Raw genomic sequence first — 24489 nt, forward strand, 5'->3', positions numbered from 1 at the left:
GCCACCCGGGTGGGCCGCAAGCAACGCGGGGCAATCCGTGCCGCCGCTGCCCGTCGATCTCACGGGGCAATCCAACTCGACCCGAAGTAGTTCACCTTGTGAACAATGAAACGCACTGTGCGCGTGGCCATCTCGGTGACCCAGACATATTACTGCGGATTTGCGTTCCGCCAGGTTCGGCGTGCGATGCTCACTGCATGGCACGGATACTTCTGATCCCCGGATTCTGGCTCGGCGCGTGGGCATGGGACGACGTCGCGGCCGAACTGCGCGGCCGGGGTGACGATGTGTCGGCGCTGACGCTGCCCGGACTCGATCCGGACGATGACGACCGGCTCGACGCGACCCTGGAAATGCAGGCGCAGGCCATCCTCGACGAAATCGCCCCGGATGAAGCCGTGGTGGTCGTCGCGCACTCGGGCGGCGCGGCGGCCGCCTATCTCGCCACCGATATCGCCCCGGAACGCTTCGGCCGCGGCATTTATGTCGACGCCGCTCCGCTACCGAATGGCTTCATCCTCAATTCCGCACTGGATGCGACCGTTCGCGAACTCGCGCTGCCGGATTGGGATCAGTTGGAAGCCGACGGCAATAGCCTCACCGGACTGGACGAGGTGTCCCTGGCCCGGTTCCGCGAATGTGCCGTTTCCGAACCCGCTGGAGTCGCCGCCGCTCCCCTGCGACTGAGCGATTCCGCGGCGCGCCTTGCCATCCCGACGACGGTGATCTGCAACAGCATCACCGCTGACCTGGTCAAAAAACTCCGCGACGCGGGTCAGGAACCAATGTTCGCCGAGTTGGCCAAGATCGACGCCGAATACATCGATCTGCCCACCGGCCATTGGCCGATGTGGTCCCGATACAAGGAACTCGCCGAACTGATCCACACCATCGCGAACCGCTGAGTCCGCAACCCATCGACGATAGTCAAATGGTGGCTCCAAACACACCCACAACCACCATTTGACTACCTTCGCCGAAAAGCCGCTCCGAACGCAACGACGGCCGGCCGACTGAGCTGGAGGCTGCGAGCCTGTCCAGCCGACTGCCGAAGGTACGGCGGGTACGACACACGAGGTGCCCAGCACTGCTCCGGTACAACCACTGGACGGCCACGCCTGTCTTGTTCAGCGGTTCCCTGAAAGTCGGCGCGCAACAACAGGCCTCCCGAAGGTAGACCTAGCGGAGACGGGGACGCCGCCCCGTGGGGAGATTTTTGTCATTTTGGCCAGGCGGGTCAGGCCAGCCACAATTTGCCATCCCACGGTTTGCCGGAGCAGTGCTGGCACGCCGTGTGCCGTACCCGACATACCTCCCGCGTTCATGCACGCAGCCAACAATTTCCAGCTCAGCCAACCGGCTGTGGTCGCGTTCTAGAGCGTTTTGGCGAGGGTAGTCGAATGGTGGTTGTGGGTGCTGTTTCGAGCAACCATTTGACTACCCTCGCTAGGTTTTATAGGCATTTGACCGGGCTTGCTCTGCGAGAGATCAGCGGAGCGCAGCGGCCTTTCGCGATGCGCGCTTCGCGGCGGCAGCATTCGGTGCCGGAATCTTGGTCGCCGTCGCCTTGGTGGCCGACGAATTGTTCGTCGCCTTCTTCGCTGGGGCTGCCTTCTTCGCCGCTGCCTTCTTGGCCGGAGCCTTGGGCTTGGTCGCGGCGGGCAGTGCCAAGACCTCCTTCAGGAACTGGCCCGTGTAGCTGTCGCCCACTGCCGCAACATCTTCCGGGGCGCCTTCGGCGACGACCGTACCGCCGCCGGAGCCGCCCTCGGGACCCATGTCGACCACCCAATCGGAGGTCTTGATGACGTCCAGATTGTGTTCGATGACGATGACCGTATTGCCCTTGTCCACCAGGCCGTTGATGACGAGCAGCAGCTTGCGGATGTCCTCGAAGTGCAGCCCGGTGGTGGGCTCGTCGAGGATGTAGACGGTGCGTCCGGTGGAGCGCTTCTGCAGTTCGGCCGCCAGTTTGACGCGCTGTGCCTCACCACCGGAGAGAGTCGGCGCACTCTGGCCGAGTCGCACATAGCCCAGGCCGACGTCGACCAGGGTCTTGAGGTAGCGGTGGATCGAGGTGACCGGCTCGAAGAATTCCGCGGCCTCCTCGATCGACATATCGAGCACCTCGGCAATGGTCTTGCCCTTGTAGTGCACCTCGAGCGTCTCCCTGTTGTACCGGGCGCCGTGACAGACCTCGCACGGAACATACACATCCGGCAGGAAGTTCATCTCGATCTTCAAAGTGCCGTCACCCGAGCATGCTTCGCAGCGGCCGCCCTTGACATTGAACGAGAACCGGCCGGGCTGGTAGCCGCGGACCTTCGCCTCGGTGGTTGCCGCGAACAGGGTCCGGATCTTGTCGAACACGCCGGTATAGGTGGCCGGATTCGAGCGTGGCGTCCGGCCGATCGGCGACTGGTCCACCTGCACGAGCTTGTCCAGATGATCGAGGCCGTTGATCCGGGTGTGCCGGCCCGGCACCTGCCGCGCACCGTTCAGCTTGTTCGCGAGCACGGTCGCGAGAATGTCGTTGACCAGCGTGGACTTACCGGAACCGGAAACACCGGTGACCGCGGTGAGCACGCCGAGCGGGAAGCTGACATCGATATTGCGCAGGTTGTGCTCGTTCGCACCGACCACGGTGAGCTGGCGTTTCTTGCTCACCGGCCGCCGCACCATCGGCACCTCGATGCGCTCGCGGCCCGAAAGATATGCGCCGGTCAGCGATTTCGGGTCGGTGAGCAGTTCCTGATACGGTCCGCTGTGCACGACTTCACCACCGTGCTCACCGGCCAGCGGACCGATGTCGACCACCCAGTCCGAGGCCCGAATGGTGTCCTCGTCGTGTTCGACCACGATCAGCGTATTGCCGAGATTCCGCAGCCGCGTGAGCGTTTCGATGAGCCGCCGGTTGTCGCGCTGGTGCAGACCGATCGACGGTTCGTCGAGCACATACAGCACACCGACCAGCCCGGATCCGATCTGGGTCGCCAACCGGATGCGCTGCGCCTCACCGCCGGACAGCGTCGCCGCGGCCCGCGACAGGCTCAGATATTCCAGTCCGACATCGAGCAAGAAGCCAAGGCGCGCCTGCACTTCCTTGAGCACCTGCCCGGCGATGGCGGTCTCCCGCTCCCCCAGCGTCAAGGCGTTCAGGAATGCCGAGCAATCACCGATCGACAATTCGCTCACATCGGCGATGGACTTCTTCTCACCGCCCGAGGCGATGGTGACGGCCAGAATTTCCGGACGTAGCCGAGCACCGTTGCACACCGGACACGGCACATCGCGCATATACCCGTCGTAATGCTCCTTCATCTGCTCGGATTCGGTGCTCTCCATGCGTCGCTGCAGAAACGGCATCACGCCCTCGAAATCGGCGTAATACGAACGCTTCCGGCCGTACCGGTTGGTGTAGGAGACGTGCACCTGATCCGAACTGCCCTCCAGCACCGCCTTGCGCGCCTTCGGCGGCAGGTCCTGCCACGGCGTATCCATGGAGAATCCGATGGATTCGGCCAGACCCGACAGCAACCGGGTGAAGTATTCGGCGGTCTGTCCGCGCGACCACGGTGCGATCGCGCCCTCGGCCAGGCTCAATTCGGGATCGGGCACCACCAGTTCCGGATCTACCTCCTTGCGGATGCCGAGTCCGGTGCAGTCCGGGCATGCGCCGTATGGCGAGTTGAACGAGAACGAGCGCGGTTCGAGATCCTCGATATCCAGGGGGTGACCATTGGGGCAGGCCAGGCGTTCGGAGAACCGGCGCTCCCGATCGTGGGCGTGCTCGTCGCGGTCGACGAAGTCCAGTACCACGATGCCGTCGGCCAACCGCAGCGCGGTCTCGATCGAATCGGTAAGGCGCTGTTTGGAACTCGGCTTCACCTGGAGCCGGTCCACCACGACCTCGACGTCGTGCTTCTCCTGCTTCTTCAGCTTCGGCGGATCGGTGAGCGGATACACCACGCCATCGACCCGGACGCGCGAATAGCCCTGGCTGTTCAATTGGTCGAACAGATCGACGAATTCGCCCTTGCGGGTGCGCACCACCGGCGCGAGCACCTGGAATTTGATGCCCTCCTCCATGGCGAGCACCTGATCCACGATCTGCTGCGGACTCTGCTTGGCGATCAGCTCACCGCAGACCGGGCAGTGCGGAGTACCGGCGCGCGCATACAGCAGACGCAGGTAGTCGTAGACCTCGGTGATGGTGCCGACCGTCGATCGGGGGTTGCGGTTGGTCGACTTCTGATCGATCGAAACGGCAGGCGAAAGGCCCTCGATGAAGTCGACGTCCGGCTTGTCCATCTGCCCGAGGAACTGGCGCGCGTAGGCCGACAGCGATTCGACATAGCGGCGCTGCCCCTCGGCGAAGATCGTGTCGAAGGCGAGGCTGGATTTGCCCGAACCGGATAGACCGGTGAACACGATGAGACTGTCGCGGGGCAGATCGAGATCGATGCTCTTGAGATTGTGCTCCCGAGCTCCGCGCACAGTGAGGCGTTCCGCCACCAGGTGTCCCTTCTCGATCGTGTCGGTCCAACAGACGTGATACCCCCAGCGCCATGCTAGGCCGACCCACCGACAAGTTTCGTCGCACGCCGGGTTCCCCGGCCATCGGTCCAGGTCAGGAGTCGGATCGACGCAGCTTTCCAGCTAATCCGCTGAGCTGCCAGCCCCCATTGTCCACGGTGACGGTGAGCACATCGGACCCCACCCGGACCCCGCTTACCCGCAGGGGCAGGTACCGATCCGGCACCGCGGGCGCGACCGACGCCGAGCCGGTACCCGGCTCCAACCGCAACATGCTCCGCATGAAAAGCAGCGGCGCCGCCGACGCCCACGCCTGCGGCGAGCAGGAGGTCGGATACGGCACCGGCGCGTCGAATTCCGCGCGGTCGAAACCGCTGAACAGCTCGGGCAGTCGATAGCCGAAGCGAGTCGACGCGTCGAGAACCCCGTCGATCACACGGTTGGCATGTTCGGTGAAGCCGTAGCGCATCAGTCCGGCGGCGCAGATCGCGTTGTCGTGCGGCCAGACCGATCCGTTGTGATAGCTCACCGGGTTGTAGGCACCCATGTTGGTGGCCAAGGTGCGGATACCCCACCCACTGAACATCTCCGGCGACAGCAGGTGATCCGCGACCGGCCGCGCCTTGTCCTCGTCGATGATCCCGGTCCACAGGCAGTGCCCGATATTCGAGGTCAGCGCGTCGATCGGCCGCTTGTCCCCGTCCAGACCGATGGCGAACCAACCGTGCTCGGGCAACCAGAACGTCTTGTTGAACGCTTCCTTCAATGCCGCCGCCTTGACGCGGAACCGATCCGCGCTCGGGTGATCGCCCACATCGGCCGCGAGCGCCGCCCGGGCCACATACGCGGCGTACACATATCCCTGCACCTCGGCCAGCGCGATCGGCGCCTCGGGCAGCCTGCCGTCGGCGAAGTTCACCCCGTCCCAGGAGTCCTTCCACCCCTGATTCGCCAAACCGTGCTCGGCCGCGCGCTGATACTCGACGAATCCGTCGCCGTCCGCGTCACCGAAGTTTTCGATCCATTCCAGGGCCCGATCCGCATGCGGAAGCAGTTCGTCCCTGGTCTCGGCATCCAGTCCCCAGCGATGCAACTCACCGAGCAACATCACGAAAAGCGGTGTGGCATCGGCGGTTCCGTAGTACACGGTGTCACCGCCGAGCAGCGACGTCGCCGCCCGCCCGAACCGCACCTCATGCGGTATCTTTCCCGGCTCCTCCTCGGTCATGGCGCGCACCTCGCTGCCCTGCAGACCCGCCAGACTCTGCAGCGTGCCGACGGCGAGCCGCCGGTCCAGCGGCAACACCATCCACGAGGTGAGCAGCGAGTCCCGCCCGAACAGTGCCATGAACCACGGCGCGCCCGCGGCGACCACCGCCCGTTCCGGATGACCGGGATCGAAGATGCGCAGTGCGCCGAGATCGACGACAGCGCGGCGCAGTACCTCAGCGAGTGTCTGATCGTCGGTCTGCACCGACGGCGAATTCTCGTACCATTCGCGCATCCGCAGTGCGGGCGCGCTGTGCGAGATCGGATTCCCACACTGATGCCGCGGTGTCACCACCGAACCGAGCGTCGGCTGGTACTGGATGCACACCGACCATTCCCCCCGCCCGGGCAGCTCGACCTGCCACCGCAATTCGCGATCGACCGCGGTCGCCCCCGCGGCGGTCACCGTCACTGCCAGCGGCAGATCGGTCCGGCTGATCTCGACCGTGCCCGCCGTCGCCTTGCTCTTGGTGACCACCACGCTGTCGCCGATCCGCCCCTCCTTCACCTCGAACAGATCGGCGAAATCGGCATCGAGTTCCAGCACCACCACACAGCTGATCGCCGCACCGGAGAGATTGCGGACGGTCACGTCATCGCGCATGCCGTCGCCGACATACCGCGCGACGGTCACCAGTGCCGTGCTGTCGGCGCGTCCGGGCCGCGGCGGCGTCCTGGCCAGCAGCGTCGCGCTATAGGGCTCGGTGTGCTGGACGGTGAGCGGTTGCGGCGCCAACCCATCGACGGTCAGCCGCCACCGCGACAGCACCCTGGTATCGCGCACGAACAATCCCTCGGCACGATTCGGGCTGATGACACCGCCGTCCTCGCTGATGCAGAAGGTCGAGCCCTCGACCAGGGTGACCCCGGCGACCGCCCGGGGCGCCCCGGGATCGGCGCCGTCACCCCAGGGGCTCGTCAAGCGACCGGCGTGGGCAGCATGGCCCGGCTCGTCGCTACCCGAGGCGCCAGTGGCTCCTGACGCGGTTCGGGGTCGTCGGCTCCCATCAGTGGACGCACCCGCTCAGTGTAGTAGCGCCACTGCTCCGGTTCGCGGATCTTGGTGATCATCACCAGTTTTCGGCGCGCCAGCCGATCCAGACCGCCCGATGCGCCCGTTCTCCGCATTCATCCGGCCGACGAAGGCGATGTAACCACCGGCGCGGGCACTCACGGCCGCACGATCAGCCCGATCTTCATGGACACGTCCACGCTTCTTCGGGTCCCGGCTGGGAATCGATAGCGGGGAACTCTCGAATGGCGCGGCCATGTGCGAACCGCCATTGCACGCCGCATTCTCCGCATCGGAACAGGGCGTCCCGGTGGTCGACGAAGGTGCCGATAGCATGCGAACCACAATCGGGACAGCTCCGCGGCGGACCGAAAACGTTGCCGAAATCGAGCGTCGCTGAATATGTCATTGTTCGACATAACTATGCATGGGGCCCTCCAAGGCCGCGCTACCAAAGACCGCTATGAATGACTTCGGCCTCAGCATACCCGGAACCCCGATTCGCACAATGCCATTCAAGCGGTCGGTTTCTTTCGGTGTTTCGATAGTGCTCGTCGGTAAATTCGGGTCGCCATTACTCGAAATTGTCGTTCCCAGGCATACCGGTGCGGCCCGCCGAGGGATACCTTGTCGGGTAGGACCACACGCCGGGGGCGCACGAGATCCCCTGCACCGCACAGGAGGTCGCGTGATCACAGTGTTCCTCGTCGACGACCACGAGATCGTCCGGCGCGGCCTCGTCGACCTGCTGGAGAGCGATCCGGAACTAACCGTGATCGGCCAGGCCGGCGATGTCGCCGACGCCATGGCGGGCATTCACGCCCTGCGACCCGATGTCGCTGTACTGGACGTCCGACTTCCCGACGGCAACGGCATCGAACTGTGCCGCGACCTGCTCGCCGAAATCGACGATTTGCATTGCCTCATCCTGACGTCCTACACCGATGAACACGCCATGTTGGACGCGATATTGGCGGGCGCGAGCGGCTATGTCGTCAAGAACATCAAGGGCATGGAATTGGCCGCGGCGATCAAACAGGTCGGCGCCGGGCGTTCGTTATTGGATAACCGCGCGGCGGCCGCACTCAAGGCCCGGCTACGTTCCAGCACCGAAAAAGACGGGCCCCTGGCCGGCCTCACTGAGCAGGAACGTCGACTGCTCGCACTACTCGGCGAGGGATTGACCAATCGACAAATCGCGGCGCGAATGTTCCTGGCGGAGAAGACCGTCAAGAATTACGTCTCCCGACTTTTGGCCAAACTCGGCATGGAACGGCGCACCCAAGCCGCGGTGCTGGCCTCCAAACTGCGTGAGAGCTAGCGAATTTCGACCGGAACGACGATGGTGAGATCCCCGTCGTAGCGGCGGTACAGCAGGCGGCCGCGGCCGCTGTCGGCATCGGTGAAGAACAGGAACGGCAATCCCTTACGGCACAGCCGGGTCACCGCCGCCTCCTCGATCAGGACCGACGCCGGATCCGAATCCGTGATCAGTGGTAGGGAATTCACCGTGAGCGGCCGCTGCGCCGGAGCCTGCGGCGGCTGTGTGGTGCGCTGCCTGGTCAGCCGGACGCCGACCGGATCCGCCCAGCTCACCAGGGCGTCCTCACCGGTTTCGGCATCGATGAACAGGTACGAGTCGTAATCCATCGCATCCATCACCGCCGACGCCTCGGCGGGCGTACCGGTCAGCAACGCGCAGTGCTTCCTCCGCACGATCGGGCGCGGCTCGGTGACCCTGGCCAGGGGCGGACGCGCCGGATCGGGCCACTCGCGTGACTGTTTGGTCGCCAGCCGGGCGATCTGACGGTCCAGCCGTTCCACCGCGAAGGTCACCGCGAAGCCGCGCGGACCGGTGACCTGCACGCGGGTCGGGGTGTCGTGTATGCGAATGTTGGCCTGTACCAACGTGGGTTCTTCCGAATCCACCGGCGCGGTCACCCGCACCCGCGCCGCTGCGTCGAGGTGGTGCCGGCGCAGTACGCGGCCGATCCCCCGCACCGCCCTGGTCACATCCGCGGGTGGCACCGCACCCCGGGTGGTCACGGCAAGTTCGGGGTCGGCGGCAGTGGCCCACAGCTCCGACGAACGCAACGGCGAATTCATAGGACATCCCTACTTTCTATTCCCGGTGTGCGACTATGCCATCACCGCTACGCCACCGCGAACAGGGCCGAAAGTCCTCGATCGACCAACTAGACTGGCGTAGGCGCTGTTACGCGCCAGCCAGAACAGGATGCCGTCATGACCGAAGAGCTGGGCAGCGGCCTCTATTCGGTACGCGACACGCTGTCGCAACTTCGGCTCCGGGAGCTGCTGTCGGAGGTCAAGGAACGCGTCGAGCTGATCATCGATTCACGCGACCGGATGGACGGCTTGGTCGAGGCGATGCTGACCGTCACCTCCGGCCTCGACCTCGATGAAACGCTGCGCGCCATCGTGCACACCGCTACCAGCCTGGTCGACGCCCGCTACGGCGCGCTCGCCGTACGCGGACACGAGCAGCAGGTCACCCAGTTCCTCGACGAAGGCATGGACGACACCATCCGGGAGCGCATCGGCCGACTTCCCGCCGGACACGGCGTACTCGGCGAGGTGTTCACCCAACCCAAACCGCTGCGCCTGGACGAAATCTCGAAACACCCTGCGTCCGTGGGGTTCCCAGAACACCACCCGCCGATGCACACCTTCCTCGGCGTCCCGGTGCGCATTCGTGACGAGGTCTTCGGCAGTCTCTACCTCACCGAGAAAGCCAATGGTCAGCCGTTCACCGAGGACGACGATGTACTCGTGCAGGCGCTGGCGGCCGCGGCCGGTATCGCGGTCGACAACGCCAGGCTCTACGAATCGGCGCGTACCAGACAGGCCTGGATCGAGGCCACCCGCGATATCGCAACCGAATTCCTCGCGGGCACCGAACCCGATCTGGTGCTCGCCCACGTCGTCGACCATGCGCGCACCCTGACCGGCTCACATCAATCGTTCCTGGCCAGCACCGCGGTACCGCAACTCCAACTCGTCGCGGTCTCCGAACTCGTCATTACCCAATGGTCCGGTCCGGGTAGCGGATTCGACGGACTGATCGTGGACGCCGACGGCACCGCACTCGGTGAGGCCTTCACCCGCCGCACACCGCTGCGCTTCGACGATGCCGCCCTGATCGACCTCGGCGTCCCACTGCACGATGTCGGGCCCGCACTGATCCTGCCGCTGTGCACACCCGACGCCACCCTCGGCGCGCTGGTCACCGTGCGTCCCATCGGCTCACCGCCCTACCCCGACGAACTGGTCGAGCTGACCAACGCCTTCACCGACCAGGCCGCGCTGGCCATGCAGCTGGCCGAGACCCAGCGCAGAATGCGCGAACTCGATATCCTCGCCGACCGCGACCGCATCGCCCGCGACCTGCACGACCACGTGATCCAGCGGCTGTTCGCCATCGGGCTCACCCTGCAGAGCGCGGTACCGCGCGCCGAGGTGCCCGAAGTGCGCCAACATCTTTCGACGGTCATCAATGATCTGCAGGAGGTGGTCCAGGAGATCCGCACCTCCATCTTCGATCTGCACGGCGGCAATGGCGGCGGCATCGAATTGCAGCAGCGGATCGAGGATGCGGTGCGCCAGCAGACCACCGATTCGCCACTGCGGGCCACCGTGCAGGTGACCGGACCGCTTTCGGTGCTGGAGGCCGAATTGGCCGATCACGCGGAGGCGGTGGTGCGCGAGGCGGTGAGCAATGCGGTGCGACATTCCGGCGCGGCGACCGTTTCGGTGGCGATCAGCGTGGCCGATGATCTGACCATCGTGGTCACCGATGACGGCTGGGGCATCCCGAATCACGTGATCCGCAGCGGATTGCGGAATCTGGAGCAGCGGGCCGAGAAGTCGGACGGGCAGTTCACCATCGGACCCGCGGTGGCGGGTATGCACGAAACAGAGGGCATGCCGGGCACGAAATTGTCCTGGTCGGTGCCGCTTCCGTAAACGGCCTCAGTCGACGGGACCGAGCACGACCATCGAATTATTGCCGCCCATGCCGAGCGACAGCTTGACCGTGATCCCGCCCTCGAAGGGCGTGGGACCGTCCAATAGTCGCTCGTAGGCGGGTGCGACGATCGGTGCGGCGGGCACGATGCCGCGGTCGTAGGCCAGCGCCGCGGCGGCCACCTCGACACCGGCCGCCGCCCCCTGACAGTGCCCGGCCAGAGGCTTGACCGAATAGACGTGCGGCCGGTCGTCGAACATCCGCCGCAGCAGATCCCGCTCGGCCACATCGCACTGCCGGGTGCCGGTGCCGTGCGCGTTGAAATACCGCACGTCCGCGGGGGCGATGGCAGCGTCCGCGAGCGCGTGACGCGCACAGTTGAAGATCTGGGTGTGCCCCGGATCGACCGAAACCACGTGATAGGCGTCATTGGTCATGCCGCCGCCGAGCACCGCGGCATAGGGCCGCTCGACCGACCGTGTGAGGACGAAGGCGACCGACGCCTCACCCATGCTGAAACCGCGGCTGCCCTCCTGAAAGGGGCGGCAGGCGACCAGTGGTTCGGCATCGCCGACCGCGGCGCCGAGCCGGACGAAGTGCTCGAGCATTTCAGGGGTGGCCGACATATCGGTGGCGATGCAGATCACGTCGTCGGCGACGCCGCACTGCAGCCAGAGTTTGGCGGTGATCAGCGCGACATTCGCCGAACTGCACGCCGCCGAGACATTCATCGATGGCCCGTGGAAGCCGAATTCCTGCTGTAATACCGAGATCGGTGTGGAGGGTAGTAGTCGCATGTAGTCGCGCGAGCGCCGGTGCCCCTCATCGACCAGATAGAAGTCGCGCCAATTGGCGACGTCGCCGAGCACGATGGCGTGCAGCAGGCCGACCGTGCGGCCCGGTCGCCACCCGCGCGCGGAGGCGTCGGCGATCGCCTCGCGACCCGCCTCCTGCATGGCACGCCCGTAGAGGCTGGTGCTCACCATCGGATCGCCACCATCGGGAATCAGCGAAACCCAGGCGTGCTCATCGCGGCCGAAGCCGTAGCCTGGTTGTAGCGAGGCCGCGGATTTCCCGCTCAGCAGTCCCTGCCAGAGCGTCTCCCGACCCCAGCCGTACCCGCTGACCGCCCCGATCCCGGCGATCGTCATATGATCTTGATGGTGCTTTTCACTGTTCGGGTTGGTACCCGGCATGGCATCGCTCCTTCACCGGCTCCCGGGGCCGAAGCGACGTTCGGCTCGAGAAATGTTCACAAATCCGGGTTCTGTAATGATCACCAGATAGCGGCGGATCGAGGGGCCGCACTGTGAGCGAAGCAATAGCGTCGACGATGTGATCTTGTACACGTCGAGACCAGAATAATCCCATGTTCCAATGGCCATGATCGGGTCGATGATCGGGGGTTCGGAGTGGATCAGGACAAGGCAGTCGACGCCGGGGTCGACGCCGAGCAACTGGCGCAGCGCTACCGGTCCCTGGTCGAACACACCCCGGACGGGATCGTCGTGCACGAGCGCGGCACCGTCGTCTACGCCAATCAAGCCACTGCGCGCATGCTCGCCGCCGACAGCGCCGATCAGCTGATCGGCCAGCCACTGACCCGATTCGTGCATCCCGATTCGGTACCCGGCATGGTGGACCGCATCAACCAGCTGACCACCGCGGGCGCCGCCTCCGAACCCACCGAAATGGAGCTGATCCGGGTCGACGGCGAGATCGTCCCGGTCGAGACCGTTTCGGTGCTCACCGTATGGCACGACCATCTCGCCTATCAGGTGGTCATCCACGATCTCACCGCACAGCGCGCCGCCGAGGCCGCGCAGCGCCGGGCCGAACAGTACTTCACCACGGTGGTCTCGCAGTTGGAGGAGGGCGTGGTGGTGATCGACCGGAACGGCCGCATCGAATCGGCCAATCCCGCGGCCGTGCGGATCTTCGGCACCGACGAACGCACCGGCGAACTCATCGGCGCCGCGATCGACGAACTGCCGCTGATCCTGCTCGACGCCAATGCCCAGCCGCTACCGCCGAGCCGACATCCGGTCGCACGCACCTTGGCGACCGGCGAAACGATCACCGGATACATCTTCGGCGTCGACCGTCACGACGGTCAGCGTCGCTGGCTCTCCGGCAGTTCGCGGCTGCTCAATCCGGGCGATCCGGATTCACCCGCGGTGTCCTCCTTCGCCGACATCACCGAATTCCGGGCCAGTCGAAGGCAATTGGAGTTCCAAGCCACACACGACTCACTGACCGGACTTGCCAACCGCTCACTGATCCTGTCCCAGCTCGCCAATGCGCTGGCCGCCAGCGAGGATCTGCCGGTCTCGACCGTGCTGTTCATCGACATGGACGGATTCAAGGCGATCAACGACACCCTCGGCCACGCGATCGGCGATACCGTGCTGCAGATCGTGGCCCAGCGGTTGCAGCGCGCACTGCGCGGCACCGATCTGGTCGGCCGTCTCGGCGGCGACGAATTCCTGGTACTGCTGTCCGGCCGGACCCGACGCGTCGATCTCGACTCACTGGTCGAGCGGCTGCGCTCGACCATGGCCGAGCCGATCATCGCGCGCGGGCACCGGATCGAGGTGAACGCCTCGATCGGCGTGACCGAACTCGCAGAGGGCGACAACCGCACGCCCGAGGCGGTGCTGCACGACGCCGATCTGGCGATGTACCGCGCCAAGCCGACCGGCCATCGGGAAGGCACCAGCCTGGGCCGCAGACCGAATAACACGCACGCTTCCTGAGGGTTCCATGATCATCGAACACGCGCTGTTGCCCGTCCGCCCCGCCGAGTCGGCGGCCTTCGAGGCGGCGTTCGCCGAGGCCAGGCCCATCATCGAGAGTATGCCGGGCTTCCGGTCGCTATCGCTGTCACGGTGCGTCGAGGCGCCCGACACATATTTGCTGTTGGTGGGATGGGAACAGTTGAGCGACCATGTTGACGGCTTCCGCGGGTCCGCCGGATATCAGCGCTGGAAGCAACTGCTCCATCACTTCTACGAACCGTTTCCCGTCGTCCAACATTTCACGCCGGTCCTGGCCACGGACCCGCTGCCTGCGGTTACAGCGAGCCCGCCGAACCAGCAGTAGACTCGAAAACTCTGTTTTCAATGGCGTTCGCGTGCACCGTGACCTGCGTGTGCACCGGCTCATCGCGGTGACAAGGAGTTCAGTTTGCCCGACCGCCTCACTCAGGATCGTGCCGCGCACGACGGCACACCCGAGCGGAACCGCGAGATCGACCTGGAGCAGGCCTACCTGTCCGTGCTCTATGAACGACTCGACGATATGCGCGAATACGCCACGAAACGGCTGCGCACCGTGCTGCTGGAAACCGGCGGAACCCCGCAGGCCCGTACCGAACGCGAATCCTTCAGCCAGCTCTATTCCGAGGATCTGGCCAAATACGACGCCGCCGAACACGGCCTGTGTTTCGGCCGAATCGACCTCGACGGTGAGCTAGAAGGCGAATACCGCTACATCGGCAGGCTCGGCATCCTCGACGAGAAGGACGATTACGAGACGCTGCTGCTGGATTGGCGCGCGCCCCTGGCCCGCCCGTTCTATCTAGCGACGACCGCCGCCCCGGACGGGGTGATCCGGCGACGACATATCCGGTCCCGCAATCGGCGGGTCACGGCCATCAATGACGAATACCTGGACCTCGACGCCGCTCGGACCGCGGGTGTGACCGATGGTGAGGGCGGGGTCGGCAGCGAGAGCGCATTGCTCTCGGCGCTCAACGCCGCGCGCACCGGCCATATGAACGACATCGTCGAGACCATCCAGAGCGAGCAGGACGCGATCATTCGCTCCGAGCACAAGAGCGTGCTGGTGGTCCAAGGCGGTCCGGGCACCGGCAAGACCGCCGTCGCACTGCACCGCGCGGCATACCTGCTCTACACCTACCGTCAGCAATTGGCCAAGAGCGGTGTGCTGATCATCGGTCCGAACGCCACCTTCCTCGACTACATCGGTCAGGTGCTGCCATCGCTCGGTGAGACCGGCGTGCTGCTGTCCACCATCGGCGATCTGTATCCGGGAGTGAAGGCCACCCGCGAGGATTCGCTGCGCGCCGGAGAGGTCAAAGGCTCGCTGGCCATGCTGGAGGTGCTCAAGCAGGCGGTGCGCGACCGTCAAGAGGTGCCCGCCGAGCCGGTCCGCCTCGCCTTCGACGGCTACCCGGTCACACTCGATCGCAAGATCGCAACCAAGGCGCGCGGTCGCGCCCGCTCCTCGCGGCGTCCGCACAATTTGGCCCGGCCGATCTTTGCCTCCTCGGTCATCGACGCACTCACCGAACAACTGGCCCAGACCATGGGCGCGGATCTGTCCGGCGGCCCCCGGGGGATGGCAGGAGGCGCAGCCGACGGGGCGGGTAAGGAAAGTCTGCTCAGCCGAACCGATCTCGCCGAGATCCGGGACGAAATGCGCGCCGATCCGGAGATCCAGGCGGCCATCGGCAAGCTCTGGCCGATCCTGTCGCCGCAGGAGGTGCTCGCGGATCTGCTGGCCGATCCCAAACGACTCGACCGGGCCGCGAGCAGTCTGGATCCGGCCGACCGAGCCGAACTCGCGCGCTCGGACAACGGCGAATTCAGCGCGCCGGACGCACCGCTGCTCGACGAACTGGCCGAACTACTCGGCATCGACGACACCGAGGAACGCGAACGCGCCCGCCGTCGCTGGCGGGCCCAATTGGCCGAGGCGCAGGACGCGCTCGACATCCTGACCGGTTCCGCGCCACAGGATCTCGAGGACGACCTCGATCCGGAGATCCTGATGGCCTACGACCTGATCGACGCCAGCCAGCTGGCCGAACGTCAGGATGTACGCAATCGGCAGACCACCGCGGAACGCGCGGCGGGTGACCGCAATTGGACCTACGGCCATGTGATCGTCGATGAGGCACAGGAACTTTCGGAGATGGCCTGGCGGATGGTGATGCGCCGCATACCTAATCGGTGGGTCACTGTGGTCGGCGATGTGGCGCAAACCGGCGATCCGGCGGGCGCCTCGTCCTGGCAGCGGATGCTGGAACCCTATGTGGCACAACGATGGAAGCTCACCGAGTTGACCGTGAACTACCGGACCCCGGCGGAGATCATGGCGGTCGCGGCGGATGTGCTCGCCGAGATCGATCCGGCCGCGTCGGTGCCGCGGTCGGTTCGGGAGACGGAGGTGCGGCCCCGCGCCCATGCCGTCGATGCGAGCGAATTGCGCAGTGCGGTAGCGCAATTGGTAGCAGCGGAGACCGGCCCTGGTACCACGGCCGTCATCACACCGCACGAGATGGTCGCGGACTTTGCCGAGTTGGCGGGCGAATCCGTCCGTGTGCTCACGGTGCATGAAGTCAAGGGCCTGGAATTCGACGCGGTCTATCTGGTGGAACCCCAGGGGATCCTCGACGAATCGCCGCGTGGGATGAACGACCTGTACGTGGCGCTGACCCGGGCGACCCAGCGACTCGGCGTGGTGCACACCGGCAACCTGCCACCGGTGCTCAGCGCACTGGATTGACGACGACAGCCGCACACTCCGGGGAATGTGCGGCTGTCGCTTCGGCTTTACTGCTTACCTGACGGTGTGCACGATCAGCACATCGGAGCGGGACTTGCGCGCCACATCCGAAGGCACCGAACCCAACAATCGGCCGGCCAGGGTGTTCAGGCCGCGGTTACCGACGACCAACAGATCGCCCTCGACCTCCTTGATGAGCGCGAGCAGGGATTCGACGGGCTCACCCACGATCGCACGCTCGACGATCTGCTCGGCGCCCGCGGCGGTCGCGCGGTCGCGGGCGGTGCGCAGGATCTCGTTGGTGGGCGCGGAGCCGCGCACCTGGTAGGCCTCGTCCTTGAGCACATCGGCGGCGGCGGCCACATCGCGATCGTCGGTCGGGTAGTACGCGCAGGCCACGACCAGGGTCGCACCCGCGGCCGCGGCCAGCGAAGCGGCCTTGTCGACGGCGACGTACGACGAGTCCGAGCCATCGGTACCGACGACAATGGTCCGGTAGGCGGTCATGCCTCCACCTCGCTAGCGCTCGGCTCCGGCATGACCGCCTGTGGCGCTGCGCCCATTCGCTCGCTTCGCTCCCTCACGGCTTTCTCCTCCAACTATGTGGTGTCGGGTGCCTGCGCCGGTGCCACGTGGAGTCGTGGCACCGGCGCGGCGACTGGGGTCGACCATAGCGGCAAATCGGCCGGAAATAGCAGAAATCGCAACACATCACACTTCGGGTGTTCTGGGTTTACCGACACAGGTTCATCCGGCGAATGCCGCAGGACCTTTGCGACCTGGGCGGATCTAATTTCGGGGTCCGCGACTTGTGATCCATCACAACCGGCGCGAACGCTCTTGCCCCCCTGGGATATTCATCACATATACCCGACCGCAGCCGCTATACGACGGCAATGTCGACCCGACCGGGACCAGTAAGAACGTACTCGACCGGGCCGACGCCATCCACCCGGTTCCGCAGTTACCGCGATGGAGCTCCGTCGACCCGAAAATGCCGACGGCGTCTTTACGGCTCACAATATCGGCGCGATCGGCGCAATCCGGTCGTATCTATAGACCGGTGAAAAGCGGTCCGGTGATGGTCAATCCGAGTTCGTCGACATGTGCGAAGAAGGCGAACAACATCAGCGAGGCGCCGGCGAGCGCGAGATCCTTGTTGAAATGGATCATCTCGCCCTGCTGGGCCTGCGGATCGGTCTCCTTCCAGAACTGGTGCATCAGGAATGCCGTCGGCACCAGCATGATCACCAGCAGCAGCGCCCCGAGGTCGGCCCATACGCCGAGCAGCACGCTGAGGCCGCCCACCGCGAGAACGACGCCACCCGCCAGCACCGCGACCCGCGGCTGCGGCAGCCCGCGACTCCGCGCATAATCGGTCATCGCATCGGTCTGCGTGAAATGCCCGAACGCGGAACTGAAGAACAACACCACGAAAAGTACTCGCCCTATCAAGACCAAGACATCCATCACGAACTCCTCATTCACTGATGTGGAGGGCCGATTCCGATTCGTGCTCGAATGGTCGAACGCGAGCGATCCTGCAAACTATATTCTGGTCGGGACGACCTTCGAAGTCACCTCGTTACGGGAGCGTAGCGAATTCTTGGCGTATTCCAGTGGAGCCATTCCGACTTCCGCGGTGAACTCACGCGAGAAATGCGCTTGATCGAAATAACCCAACTCCGTGGCCAGTGCGGCCAGATCTTCGATGCGCCCGCGTGCGAGTAGATCCGCACCGTCCTGGAGCCGGTATCGGCGCAGCACCCATTTCGGTCCGGCGCCGACATAGCGCCGGAACATCCGCTGTAATGTGCGGATCGGGATATCGAACCGATCGGTGACCTGATCGACCCTGGTCAGTTCTTGGTCCTGTTCCATGGCGTCGACGATGCGTAGCACCAGTCGGTAGTTGGGATCCGTCGCGGCCATTCGGCCGATCAGGAAATCCTCGATTATGCTGCGGCGCTTGATATCCGAGGATTCGGCCGATACGCGCTCGGCCAGCCCGGCGGCCTCGGGCAGCACGTCCGTGAGCGGCACGGCGGTGTCCCGGAACGCACCGACATCCAATCCGGTGAACGCACCGAATCCACCGGCGCGAAAACGTGCGCCGAACGTCTCCCCCGCGCCGCTGAGTTCCCGGACGAACTTTGTGGTGCAGACGCCGTTGACAAATCCGCCGGTGCGGGTTTCGGTGCGTTCGAAGGTGACGTTCACGCATGGGAACGGCAGCACCTCGGCGTAGTACGGCGGCCGACCGGTCAGATCCCAGCGCACCGACCAATACCACTCGACGAACCGCCCGACCTCAGGCCCGGCCGACAACCGCGCCAACGAGCGATGTCTGGCCTGCTCATCGGGATGCAGAATGCCCTTCACATTGTCGAGCGCGGGCACCGGAACCGGCCCGTCGGCTGCGCCGGTCACGGTTGTCGCTTTCTTACAAGACCACTTCGCCGCGCTCGACGAGGCTTATCGGCATGAGCGAACGAAGTGAGCGAATCATCGACACAGCGCGCGTCGCGCATGGCGGAGCCGAGCGCCAGCGAGGCGCAGCCATGAGCGAAACAGCGAACACCGTGAACCCCATCGCCGACGGCTACCACTCCATCACCTGCTTCCTGGCCGTCCCGGACGGGAATAAGGCAATCGAGTTCTATACCAACGTCTTCGAGGCCGAGGTGATCAGCCGCAACGATCTCCCCGACGGCCAGCCCGCACACGCCGAACTGAAGATCGGCGACTCGACCCTGCAACTGGGCATGCCCATTCCGGACAACAATGTCCTGGCTCCCAACGGCGAATGGGTGCACACCTCGATCGTGCACTACTGCCCCGATGTCGACGCGGTCGTCAAGCGGGCCATCGAAAACGGCGCCCGCAGTGCGGAAGAGCCGCAGACATTCGTCACCGGCGACCGCTTCGGCGTGGTCCTGGACCCCTTCGGCCACCGCTGGGCGGTGATGACCAAGGTAGAGAATGTCTCGCGCGAAGAGGCCGAGCGCCGCGTGAACGAATGGATGGCCACCCAGAGCTGAGCCATGCCGAGTCCGGCGGCGGCGAAAGACGCCGCCGCTCAACTCAACCCCGCGGCATCCATCCCGCGCAGTTCCTTCTTCAGATCCGCGATTTCGTCCCGCAACCGACCGGCCAATTCGAACTGCAGCTCGCGGGCCGCATTCATCATCTGCGCGGTGAGTTCCTTGACCAGATCGGCCAATTCGGCCCGCGGCATCGACTTGACGTCGCGGCCCTCGTACACCCCCGCGCTGACCGCCCGCCCCGGCTCGCCCTGGGCGCGACGGCCGCGGCTGACATTGCGGCCGGAGCCACCGACGGCCACCTCGCTGTCGTCGGCCTCCTGATACACCTGATCCAGGATGTCGGCGATCTTCTTGCGCAGCGGCTGCGGGTCGAGGCCCATCGATTCGTTGTAGGCGACCTGCTTGGCCCGGCGGCGTTCGGTCTCCTCGATCGCGTGCTGCATCGAGTCGGTGATCTTGTCCGCATACATGTGCACTTCACCGGAGACATTGCGCGCCGCACGTCCGATGGTCTGGATGAGGCTGGTGCTGCTGCGCAGGAAGCCCTCCTTATCCGCGTCCAGGATCGCGACCAACGACACCTCGGGCAGGTCGAGACCTTCGCGGAGCAGGTTGATGCCGACCAGCACGTCGTACTCGCCCAGTCGCAGCTGTCGCAGCAGCTCGACCCGGCGCAACGTATCGATCTCCGAATGCAGATACCGCACCCGGACACCGAGCCCGAGCAGATAGTCGGTGAGGTCTTCGGCCATCTTCTTGGTCAGCGTGGTGACGAGCACCCGTTCGTCACGCTCGGTCCGCAGCCGGATCTCGTGCACCAGATCATCGATCTGGCCCTTGGTCGGCTTGACGACGACCTGCGGATCGACCAGACCCGTCGGCCGGATCACCTGCTCGACCACCTCGCCGCCTGCCTGACCGAGTTCGTACGGCCCCGGCGTTGCCGACAGATAGACCGCCTGCCCGATCCGCTCGGCGAACTCCTCCCAGGTGAGCGGTCGGTTGTCGATCGCCGACGGCAGCCTGAACCCGTACTCGACCAGATTGCGCTTGCGTGACATATCGCCCTCGTACATGCCGCCGATCTGCGGAACGGTGACATGCGACTCGTCGATGACGAGCAGGAAATCCTCCGGGAAGTAATCCAGCAGCGTGGCAGGTGCGGACCCCGCCGGACGCCCGTCGATATGGCGCGAGTAGTTCTCGATGCCCGAACAGAATCCGACCTGTCGGATCATCTCCAGGTCGTACTGGGTGCGCATACGCAGCCGCTGCGCCTCCAGCAGTTTGCCCTGGCGGTCGAGCTCGGCCAGCCGCTGTTCGAGTTCGGCTTCGATATCGCGAACAGCACGCTCCATCCGGTCCGGACCCGCGACGTAGTGTGTGGCCGGGAAGATCCGGACGGTATCGACCTGCCGCACCACATCGCCGGTGAGCGGATGCAGGTAGTAGAGCGCCTCGATCTCGTCGCCGAAGAATTCGATGCGGACCGCGAGTTCCTCGTAGGACGGGATGATCTCGACGGTGTCACCGCGCACCCGGAACGAACCGCGGGTGAAGGACATGTCGTTGCGCGTGTATTGCACGTCGACCAGCAGCCGCAGGAATGCGTCGCGATCGATTTCGGTGCCGACATCCAGCTGCACCGACCGATCCAGATACGACTGCGGGGTACCGAGGCCGTAGATGCACGACACCGACGCGACCACCACGACATCGCGACGCGAGAGCAGACTCGAGGTGGCCGAATGCCGCAGCCGCTCGACATCGTCGTTGATCGAGCTGTCCTTCTCGATATAGGTATCGGTCTGCGCGATATAGGCCTCGGGCTGGTAGTAGTCGTAGTACGAGACGAAGTACTCGACGGCGTTGTTGGGCAACATCTCTCGCAGCTCATTGGCCAGCTGCGCGGCGAGGGTCTTATTCGGCGCCATCACCAGCGTCGGCCGCTGCAGCCGCTCGATCAGCCACGCGGTGGTGGCCGATTTACCGGTGCCGGTCGCGCCGAGCAGTACCACGTCACGCTCGCCCGCATTGATGCGACGCTCGAGTTCGGCGATGGCCGCGGGCTGATCACCGGCCGGCTGGTGTTCACTGACGACCTGGAACTGCCCATCGGCCCGCTCGATCTCCCCGACCGGCCGGAACTCCGAATGCGCCAGCGGGGTGCCCCGGTCCTCGTAGCCTTCCGCCGGGATTTCGGTTGCGAATGCCATGGTCACCAGCCTAGGCGCAGGCACCGACAGATTCTGCGGCCCGGCGGATCCGCCGGCGTAGGGCTCGTCACCGGATCACGATCGGCGTATTCTTTCGCGATCTGAAGCATCATCGCGCCCAGGGCTGATGCGCAATCCGTTACCTGTCCTATAGGACAGGTAAACGGACATTAATGTCCGTTGCCGCAACGAGATTCGGCATTTTCTCGGCATCGGCGAGCCGGCCGCGGCAGGTGTAGCCTGATTTGGTTGTCGGACATGAGGATGAGGCCAATGAGCGCTCTGATTCCATTGCTTGCCGCCGCGCCCGCTGTGACCGGTATCGCCGGTTACGTTGCGCGTGACTTTCGGGGGGTCGCGCCCCTGATCCAGCCAACCACCACCGCCGCACCGGGATCGCCGATGACTACCACGCAGCTAAGACCGAAGATCGAACATTTCAATATCGCCGAGCTGACCATGACCGATCCCAAGGGTTTCGTGCGCCAGATCGACCGCGTGCACGTCGAGCCGTGGGGACTGTATGTGGCACGCACCGTCGGCGGTCCACGGATCCAATACATGGAGACCTGGCTGCTGCCCGAACTCTGGTTGCGCGTGACTATCGTGCACTACCAGCCAGGACATCACCGCGACCTGGACTATTGCCTGCATATCGGCGAGTACACCCGGATCGAGCCCAAGCGCTGGAAGTCGATGGACCAGTACCTCGAGATCGCGGTGCGCCACTCCCGCGCGGCCGAATTGCGCGGAGTGGACGATCTGCTGGCCGCCCATTCGGCGGGTCTGATCGACACGACGCATGCGCATCACGCGCTGGACCGGGCGACCAAGGCGATGGAGGGCCTGGCCGCGCACGGACACGAGGTCGAGCCCTGGCTTGCCACCAAGGAGATCACACTGACCTGGATGTAGCCGATCCGCCGGACGATGTGCCCAACCGCTGCCGTACCACTCGACGGCGCGGCAGCGGCGGTAGATTCTATTTGCATGACACAGGCACCATCAGTGGACGTGCACAGGCCCAAGGTCGAGTACTTCAATCTCGCGGACCTGACCAACACGGACCCGAAGGGCTTCGTCCGGCCGGTCGAGCGCTATTGGACCGAGCCGTGGGGCCTGTACATGGCGCGCACCTCGGATCATCCGCAGTTCCACTACATCGAATCGTGGCTGCTGCCCGGGCTTTCCATTCGGGTGACAATCTTCCACTATCACCCGGCGCATCAGCGCGATCAGGACTACTATGTCGACCTCGGCCAATTCGCCCAGGTCGGTCCGAAGAAGTGGAAGTCGGTGGACCACTACCTCGATATCGTGGTGCGCTCGGGACGTGAGATCGAGCTGCTCGACGTGGACGAGTTACTCGCCGCGCACACCGCGGGATTCATCACCCTCCGCGAAGCCCAGGCCGCCATCGAACACGCGTCCATCGCGATCGATGGCATCGCCGCCAACGGCTACTCGCTCGACAGCTGGCTCGCCACCCTGGACATCACCCTGACCTGGCTGTAGTACCGCCGCTCAGCGTTCGACGCTGTCGCGCCAGGCCGCGGCTCGCGGGTAGGCAGCATCGAACCATGGTTCCTTCACATCCAGATACGCCAAGGTCGCCGCCTCACCGGTCAGCCCGGCCGCCTTGTCCGCACCCTCGCGCTTGACCTCCAGATACTCCTCGCGCACCGCCGCATCGGCGATCAGCCAGTCCCGGAACAGCAGCGCGAACTCCTGCCCCGGCGAGCCCGCCACCCGGATATGTACATTCGCCAACCGCCCCGGATCGGCACTCTGGTGAAAACGCTTGGCCCACAACGCCGTATCGCTGCCCGCCGGATCCGCCGCGGTCGGCTTCGGGTTGTCGCGGGTGACATCGGGCCGAACCGGAAAACCGGCCGCCCCCAACGCGTCTCGCAGCCCGTCGGCGGCTGCCAGATCCGCGACGGTGATCTGCACATCGATCACATCCTTGGCGGGCAATCCCGGCACCGCGGTCGAGCCGATGTGGTCGATTCGCGATGCCGCCGGACCACACGCCACCCATAGCCGGGCGATGAGCCGCTGCGCCTGCGCCGCCCACTCCGGATTCGCGGGCACGACGCGCAGCTCCTTGCGCCGCGCCGGTGTCGCGGTGCGCAGGTTCTCCTCGAACGGCACCAACCGTTGCGTCCACAATTGCCGGACAACCGGATCGATGGCCCCCGGTTCACCGCTATTGTCCAACAGCACATCCGCGACGGCGTGGCGCTGTTCATCGGTGGCCTGCGCCGAAATACGCGCCCGCGCATCCGTTTCGGAAACGTCACGGAATTCCACCAATCGCCGTATCCGAGTTTCCGCGGGCACGTCGACGATCAATACGAGATTCATCAGCGGTGCGAGACCGTTTTCCACCAGAAGTGGAATATCTTGAACGAGAATCGCATCCGACGGCGCGGCGGAAATCAATTCCGTGGTTCGTTTACCGACCAATGGATGGACAATGGAATTCAACGTCGCGCGGGCGTCGTCGTTTCCGAATGCCTTGGCCGCCAGCGCCGGCCGGTCCAGGCTGCCGTCGGCGGCGAGGATGTCGGGGCCGAACGCCGCCGCCAACGCCGTGAGGCCCTCGGTACCCGGCTCGACGACCTCCCTGGCGATCACATCGGAATCGATGATCACCGCGCCGAGCTCGGCGAGAATCCGCGCCACCGTCGACTTGCCCGCTCCCATGCCTCCGGTGAGGCCGATCCGCAACATTCGACCAGTCTCGCATCCGCGATGTCGCGCCGAACCGACCCCCTGTGCGCACATTCCACCCAATGGGCCGGAATACCCACTCGCGCCGCACATTCCACCGTCTGAAACGCCATTTGCCCGATCCGTGACTAGGCCGAGACCATCTCGCAACATTTC

19 protein-coding genes are annotated in these 24489 nt (G+C 65.0%); 9 read left to right on the forward strand and 10 right to left on the reverse strand.

Annotated elements, in window-relative coordinates:
* Nucleotides 1–197 precede the first annotated feature (197 nt).
* The gene (locus tag ACFYOW_RS39565; RefSeq protein ID WP_387295494.1) at nucleotides 198–905 is read left to right on the forward strand and encodes an alpha/beta fold hydrolase; all 708 of its coding nucleotides are present in this window, start codon (nucleotides 198–200) and stop codon (nucleotides 903–905) included.
* Between the two features lie 583 nt (nucleotides 906–1488).
* On the opposite strand, the gene uvrA is transcribed toward ACFYOW_RS39565, so the two are convergent.
* The 3 genes from uvrA to ACFYOW_RS39580 form a co-directional block, all read right to left on the reverse strand.
* Nucleotides 1489–4515, reverse strand: coding sequence for an excinuclease ABC subunit UvrA (gene uvrA, locus ACFYOW_RS39570; protein WP_387295496.1), 3027 nt, complete (start codon nucleotides 4513–4515; stop codon nucleotides 1489–1491).
* 115 nt (nucleotides 4516–4630) lie between these two features.
* Nucleotides 4631–6727 (reverse strand): glycogen debranching N-terminal domain-containing protein, encoded by a 2097-nt coding sequence (locus ACFYOW_RS39575; protein ID WP_387295498.1) that lies wholly within the window; start codon nucleotides 6725–6727, stop codon nucleotides 4631–4633.
* The gene (locus ACFYOW_RS39580) at nucleotides 6724–6933 is read right to left on the reverse strand and encodes a hypothetical protein (protein ID WP_387295500.1); all 210 of its coding nucleotides are present in this window, start codon (nucleotides 6931–6933) and stop codon (nucleotides 6724–6726) included. The genes ACFYOW_RS39575 and ACFYOW_RS39580 overlap by 4 nt, the downstream gene beginning before the upstream one ends.
* Nucleotides 6934–7505: 572 nt before the next feature.
* Here ACFYOW_RS39580 and ACFYOW_RS39585 point away from each other — a divergent pair.
* A complete protein-coding gene (locus ACFYOW_RS39585) occupies nucleotides 7506–8138 on the forward strand; it encodes a response regulator (RefSeq protein ID WP_387295502.1) in 633 nt (210 codons plus the stop codon).
* On the opposite strand, the gene ACFYOW_RS39590 is transcribed toward ACFYOW_RS39585, so the two are convergent.
* Complete coding sequence (locus ACFYOW_RS39590; RefSeq protein WP_387295504.1) at nucleotides 8135–8923, reverse strand: sigma 54 modulation/S30EA ribosomal C-terminal domain-containing protein; 789 nt, start codon at nucleotides 8921–8923, stop codon at nucleotides 8135–8137. The two genes, ACFYOW_RS39585 and ACFYOW_RS39590, sit on opposite strands and share 4 nt — an antisense overlap.
* Before the next feature lie 138 nt (nucleotides 8924–9061).
* Here ACFYOW_RS39590 and ACFYOW_RS39595 point away from each other — a divergent pair, with 138 nt between their 5' ends.
* The gene (locus ACFYOW_RS39595) at nucleotides 9062–10801 is read left to right on the forward strand and encodes a GAF domain-containing sensor histidine kinase (protein WP_387295506.1); all 1740 of its coding nucleotides are present in this window, start codon (nucleotides 9062–9064) and stop codon (nucleotides 10799–10801) included.
* Between the two features lie 6 nt (nucleotides 10802–10807).
* Here the strand turns inward: ACFYOW_RS39595 and ACFYOW_RS39600 are convergent, their stop codons facing one another.
* The gene (locus ACFYOW_RS39600; RefSeq protein WP_387295508.1) at nucleotides 10808–11998 is read right to left on the reverse strand and encodes a beta-ketoacyl synthase N-terminal-like domain-containing protein; all 1191 of its coding nucleotides are present in this window, start codon (nucleotides 11996–11998) and stop codon (nucleotides 10808–10810) included.
* 216 nt (nucleotides 11999–12214) lie between these two features.
* Here ACFYOW_RS39600 and ACFYOW_RS39605 point away from each other — a divergent pair, with 216 nt between their 5' ends.
* The 3 genes from ACFYOW_RS39605 to ACFYOW_RS39615 all read left to right on the forward strand — a co-directional run bounded on the left by ACFYOW_RS39605 (nucleotide 12215) and on the right by ACFYOW_RS39615 (nucleotide 16334).
* The gene (locus ACFYOW_RS39605; RefSeq protein ID WP_387295510.1) at nucleotides 12215–13558 is read left to right on the forward strand and encodes a diguanylate cyclase domain-containing protein; all 1344 of its coding nucleotides are present in this window, start codon (nucleotides 12215–12217) and stop codon (nucleotides 13556–13558) included.
* 7 nt (nucleotides 13559–13565) lie between these two features.
* A complete protein-coding gene (locus tag ACFYOW_RS39610) occupies nucleotides 13566–13904 on the forward strand; it encodes an antibiotic biosynthesis monooxygenase family protein (protein ID WP_387295512.1) in 339 nt (112 codons plus the stop codon).
* A gap of 84 nt (nucleotides 13905–13988) precedes the next feature.
* Nucleotides 13989–16334: a HelD family protein gene (locus tag ACFYOW_RS39615; RefSeq protein ID WP_387295514.1), complete on the forward strand. Its 2346-nt coding sequence runs from the start codon at nucleotides 13989–13991 to the stop codon at nucleotides 16332–16334.
* A gap of 54 nt (nucleotides 16335–16388) precedes the next feature.
* Here the strand turns inward: ACFYOW_RS39615 and ACFYOW_RS39620 are convergent, their stop codons facing one another.
* From ACFYOW_RS39620 to ACFYOW_RS39630, 3 genes are all read right to left on the reverse strand, one after another.
* A complete protein-coding gene (locus ACFYOW_RS39620) occupies nucleotides 16389–16841 on the reverse strand; it encodes a universal stress protein (protein ID WP_387295516.1) in 453 nt (150 codons plus the stop codon).
* Between the two features lie 546 nt (nucleotides 16842–17387).
* Nucleotides 17388–17804, reverse strand: a complete 417-nt coding sequence (locus ACFYOW_RS39625) for a DoxX family protein (protein ID WP_387295518.1) — start codon at nucleotides 17802–17804, stop codon at nucleotides 17388–17390.
* A gap of 78 nt (nucleotides 17805–17882) precedes the next feature.
* Nucleotides 17883–18764 carry a DUF6597 domain-containing transcriptional factor gene (locus tag ACFYOW_RS39630; RefSeq protein ID WP_387295520.1) on the reverse strand — a complete coding sequence of 294 codons (882 nt, stop codon included), beginning with the start codon at nucleotides 18762–18764 and terminating at the stop codon, nucleotides 17883–17885.
* A gap of 131 nt (nucleotides 18765–18895) precedes the next feature.
* On the opposite strand from ACFYOW_RS39630, the gene ACFYOW_RS39635 reads away from it, so the two are divergent.
* Nucleotides 18896–19375: a VOC family protein gene (locus tag ACFYOW_RS39635; RefSeq protein WP_387295522.1), complete on the forward strand. Its 480-nt coding sequence runs from the start codon at nucleotides 18896–18898 to the stop codon at nucleotides 19373–19375.
* A 38-nt stretch (nucleotides 19376–19413) separates the two neighbouring features.
* On the opposite strand, the gene uvrB is transcribed toward ACFYOW_RS39635, so the two are convergent.
* Nucleotides 19414–21597 (reverse strand): excinuclease ABC subunit UvrB, encoded by a 2184-nt coding sequence (gene uvrB, locus ACFYOW_RS39640; protein WP_387295524.1) that lies wholly within the window; start codon nucleotides 21595–21597, stop codon nucleotides 19414–19416.
* A gap of 273 nt (nucleotides 21598–21870) precedes the next feature.
* On the opposite strand from uvrB, the gene ACFYOW_RS39645 reads away from it, so the two are divergent.
* A complete protein-coding gene (locus ACFYOW_RS39645; RefSeq protein WP_387295526.1) occupies nucleotides 21871–22512 on the forward strand; it encodes a DUF402 domain-containing protein in 642 nt (213 codons plus the stop codon).
* 75 nt (nucleotides 22513–22587) lie between these two features.
* Complete coding sequence (locus ACFYOW_RS39650; protein ID WP_387295528.1) at nucleotides 22588–23112, forward strand: DUF402 domain-containing protein; 525 nt, start codon at nucleotides 22588–22590, stop codon at nucleotides 23110–23112.
* A 9-nt stretch (nucleotides 23113–23121) separates the two neighbouring features.
* Here ACFYOW_RS39650 and coaE read toward each other — a convergent pair whose 3' ends face one another.
* Nucleotides 23122–24333: a dephospho-CoA kinase gene (coaE, locus tag ACFYOW_RS39655; protein WP_387295530.1), complete on the reverse strand. Its 1212-nt coding sequence runs from the start codon at nucleotides 24331–24333 to the stop codon at nucleotides 23122–23124.
* Nucleotides 24334–24489 lie beyond the last annotated feature (156 nt).

It is taken from the genome of Nocardia sp. NPDC006982, assembly GCF_042869435.1.
In the GTDB taxonomy this organism is placed as follows: domain Bacteria; phylum Actinomycetota; class Actinomycetes; order Mycobacteriales; family Mycobacteriaceae; genus Nocardia.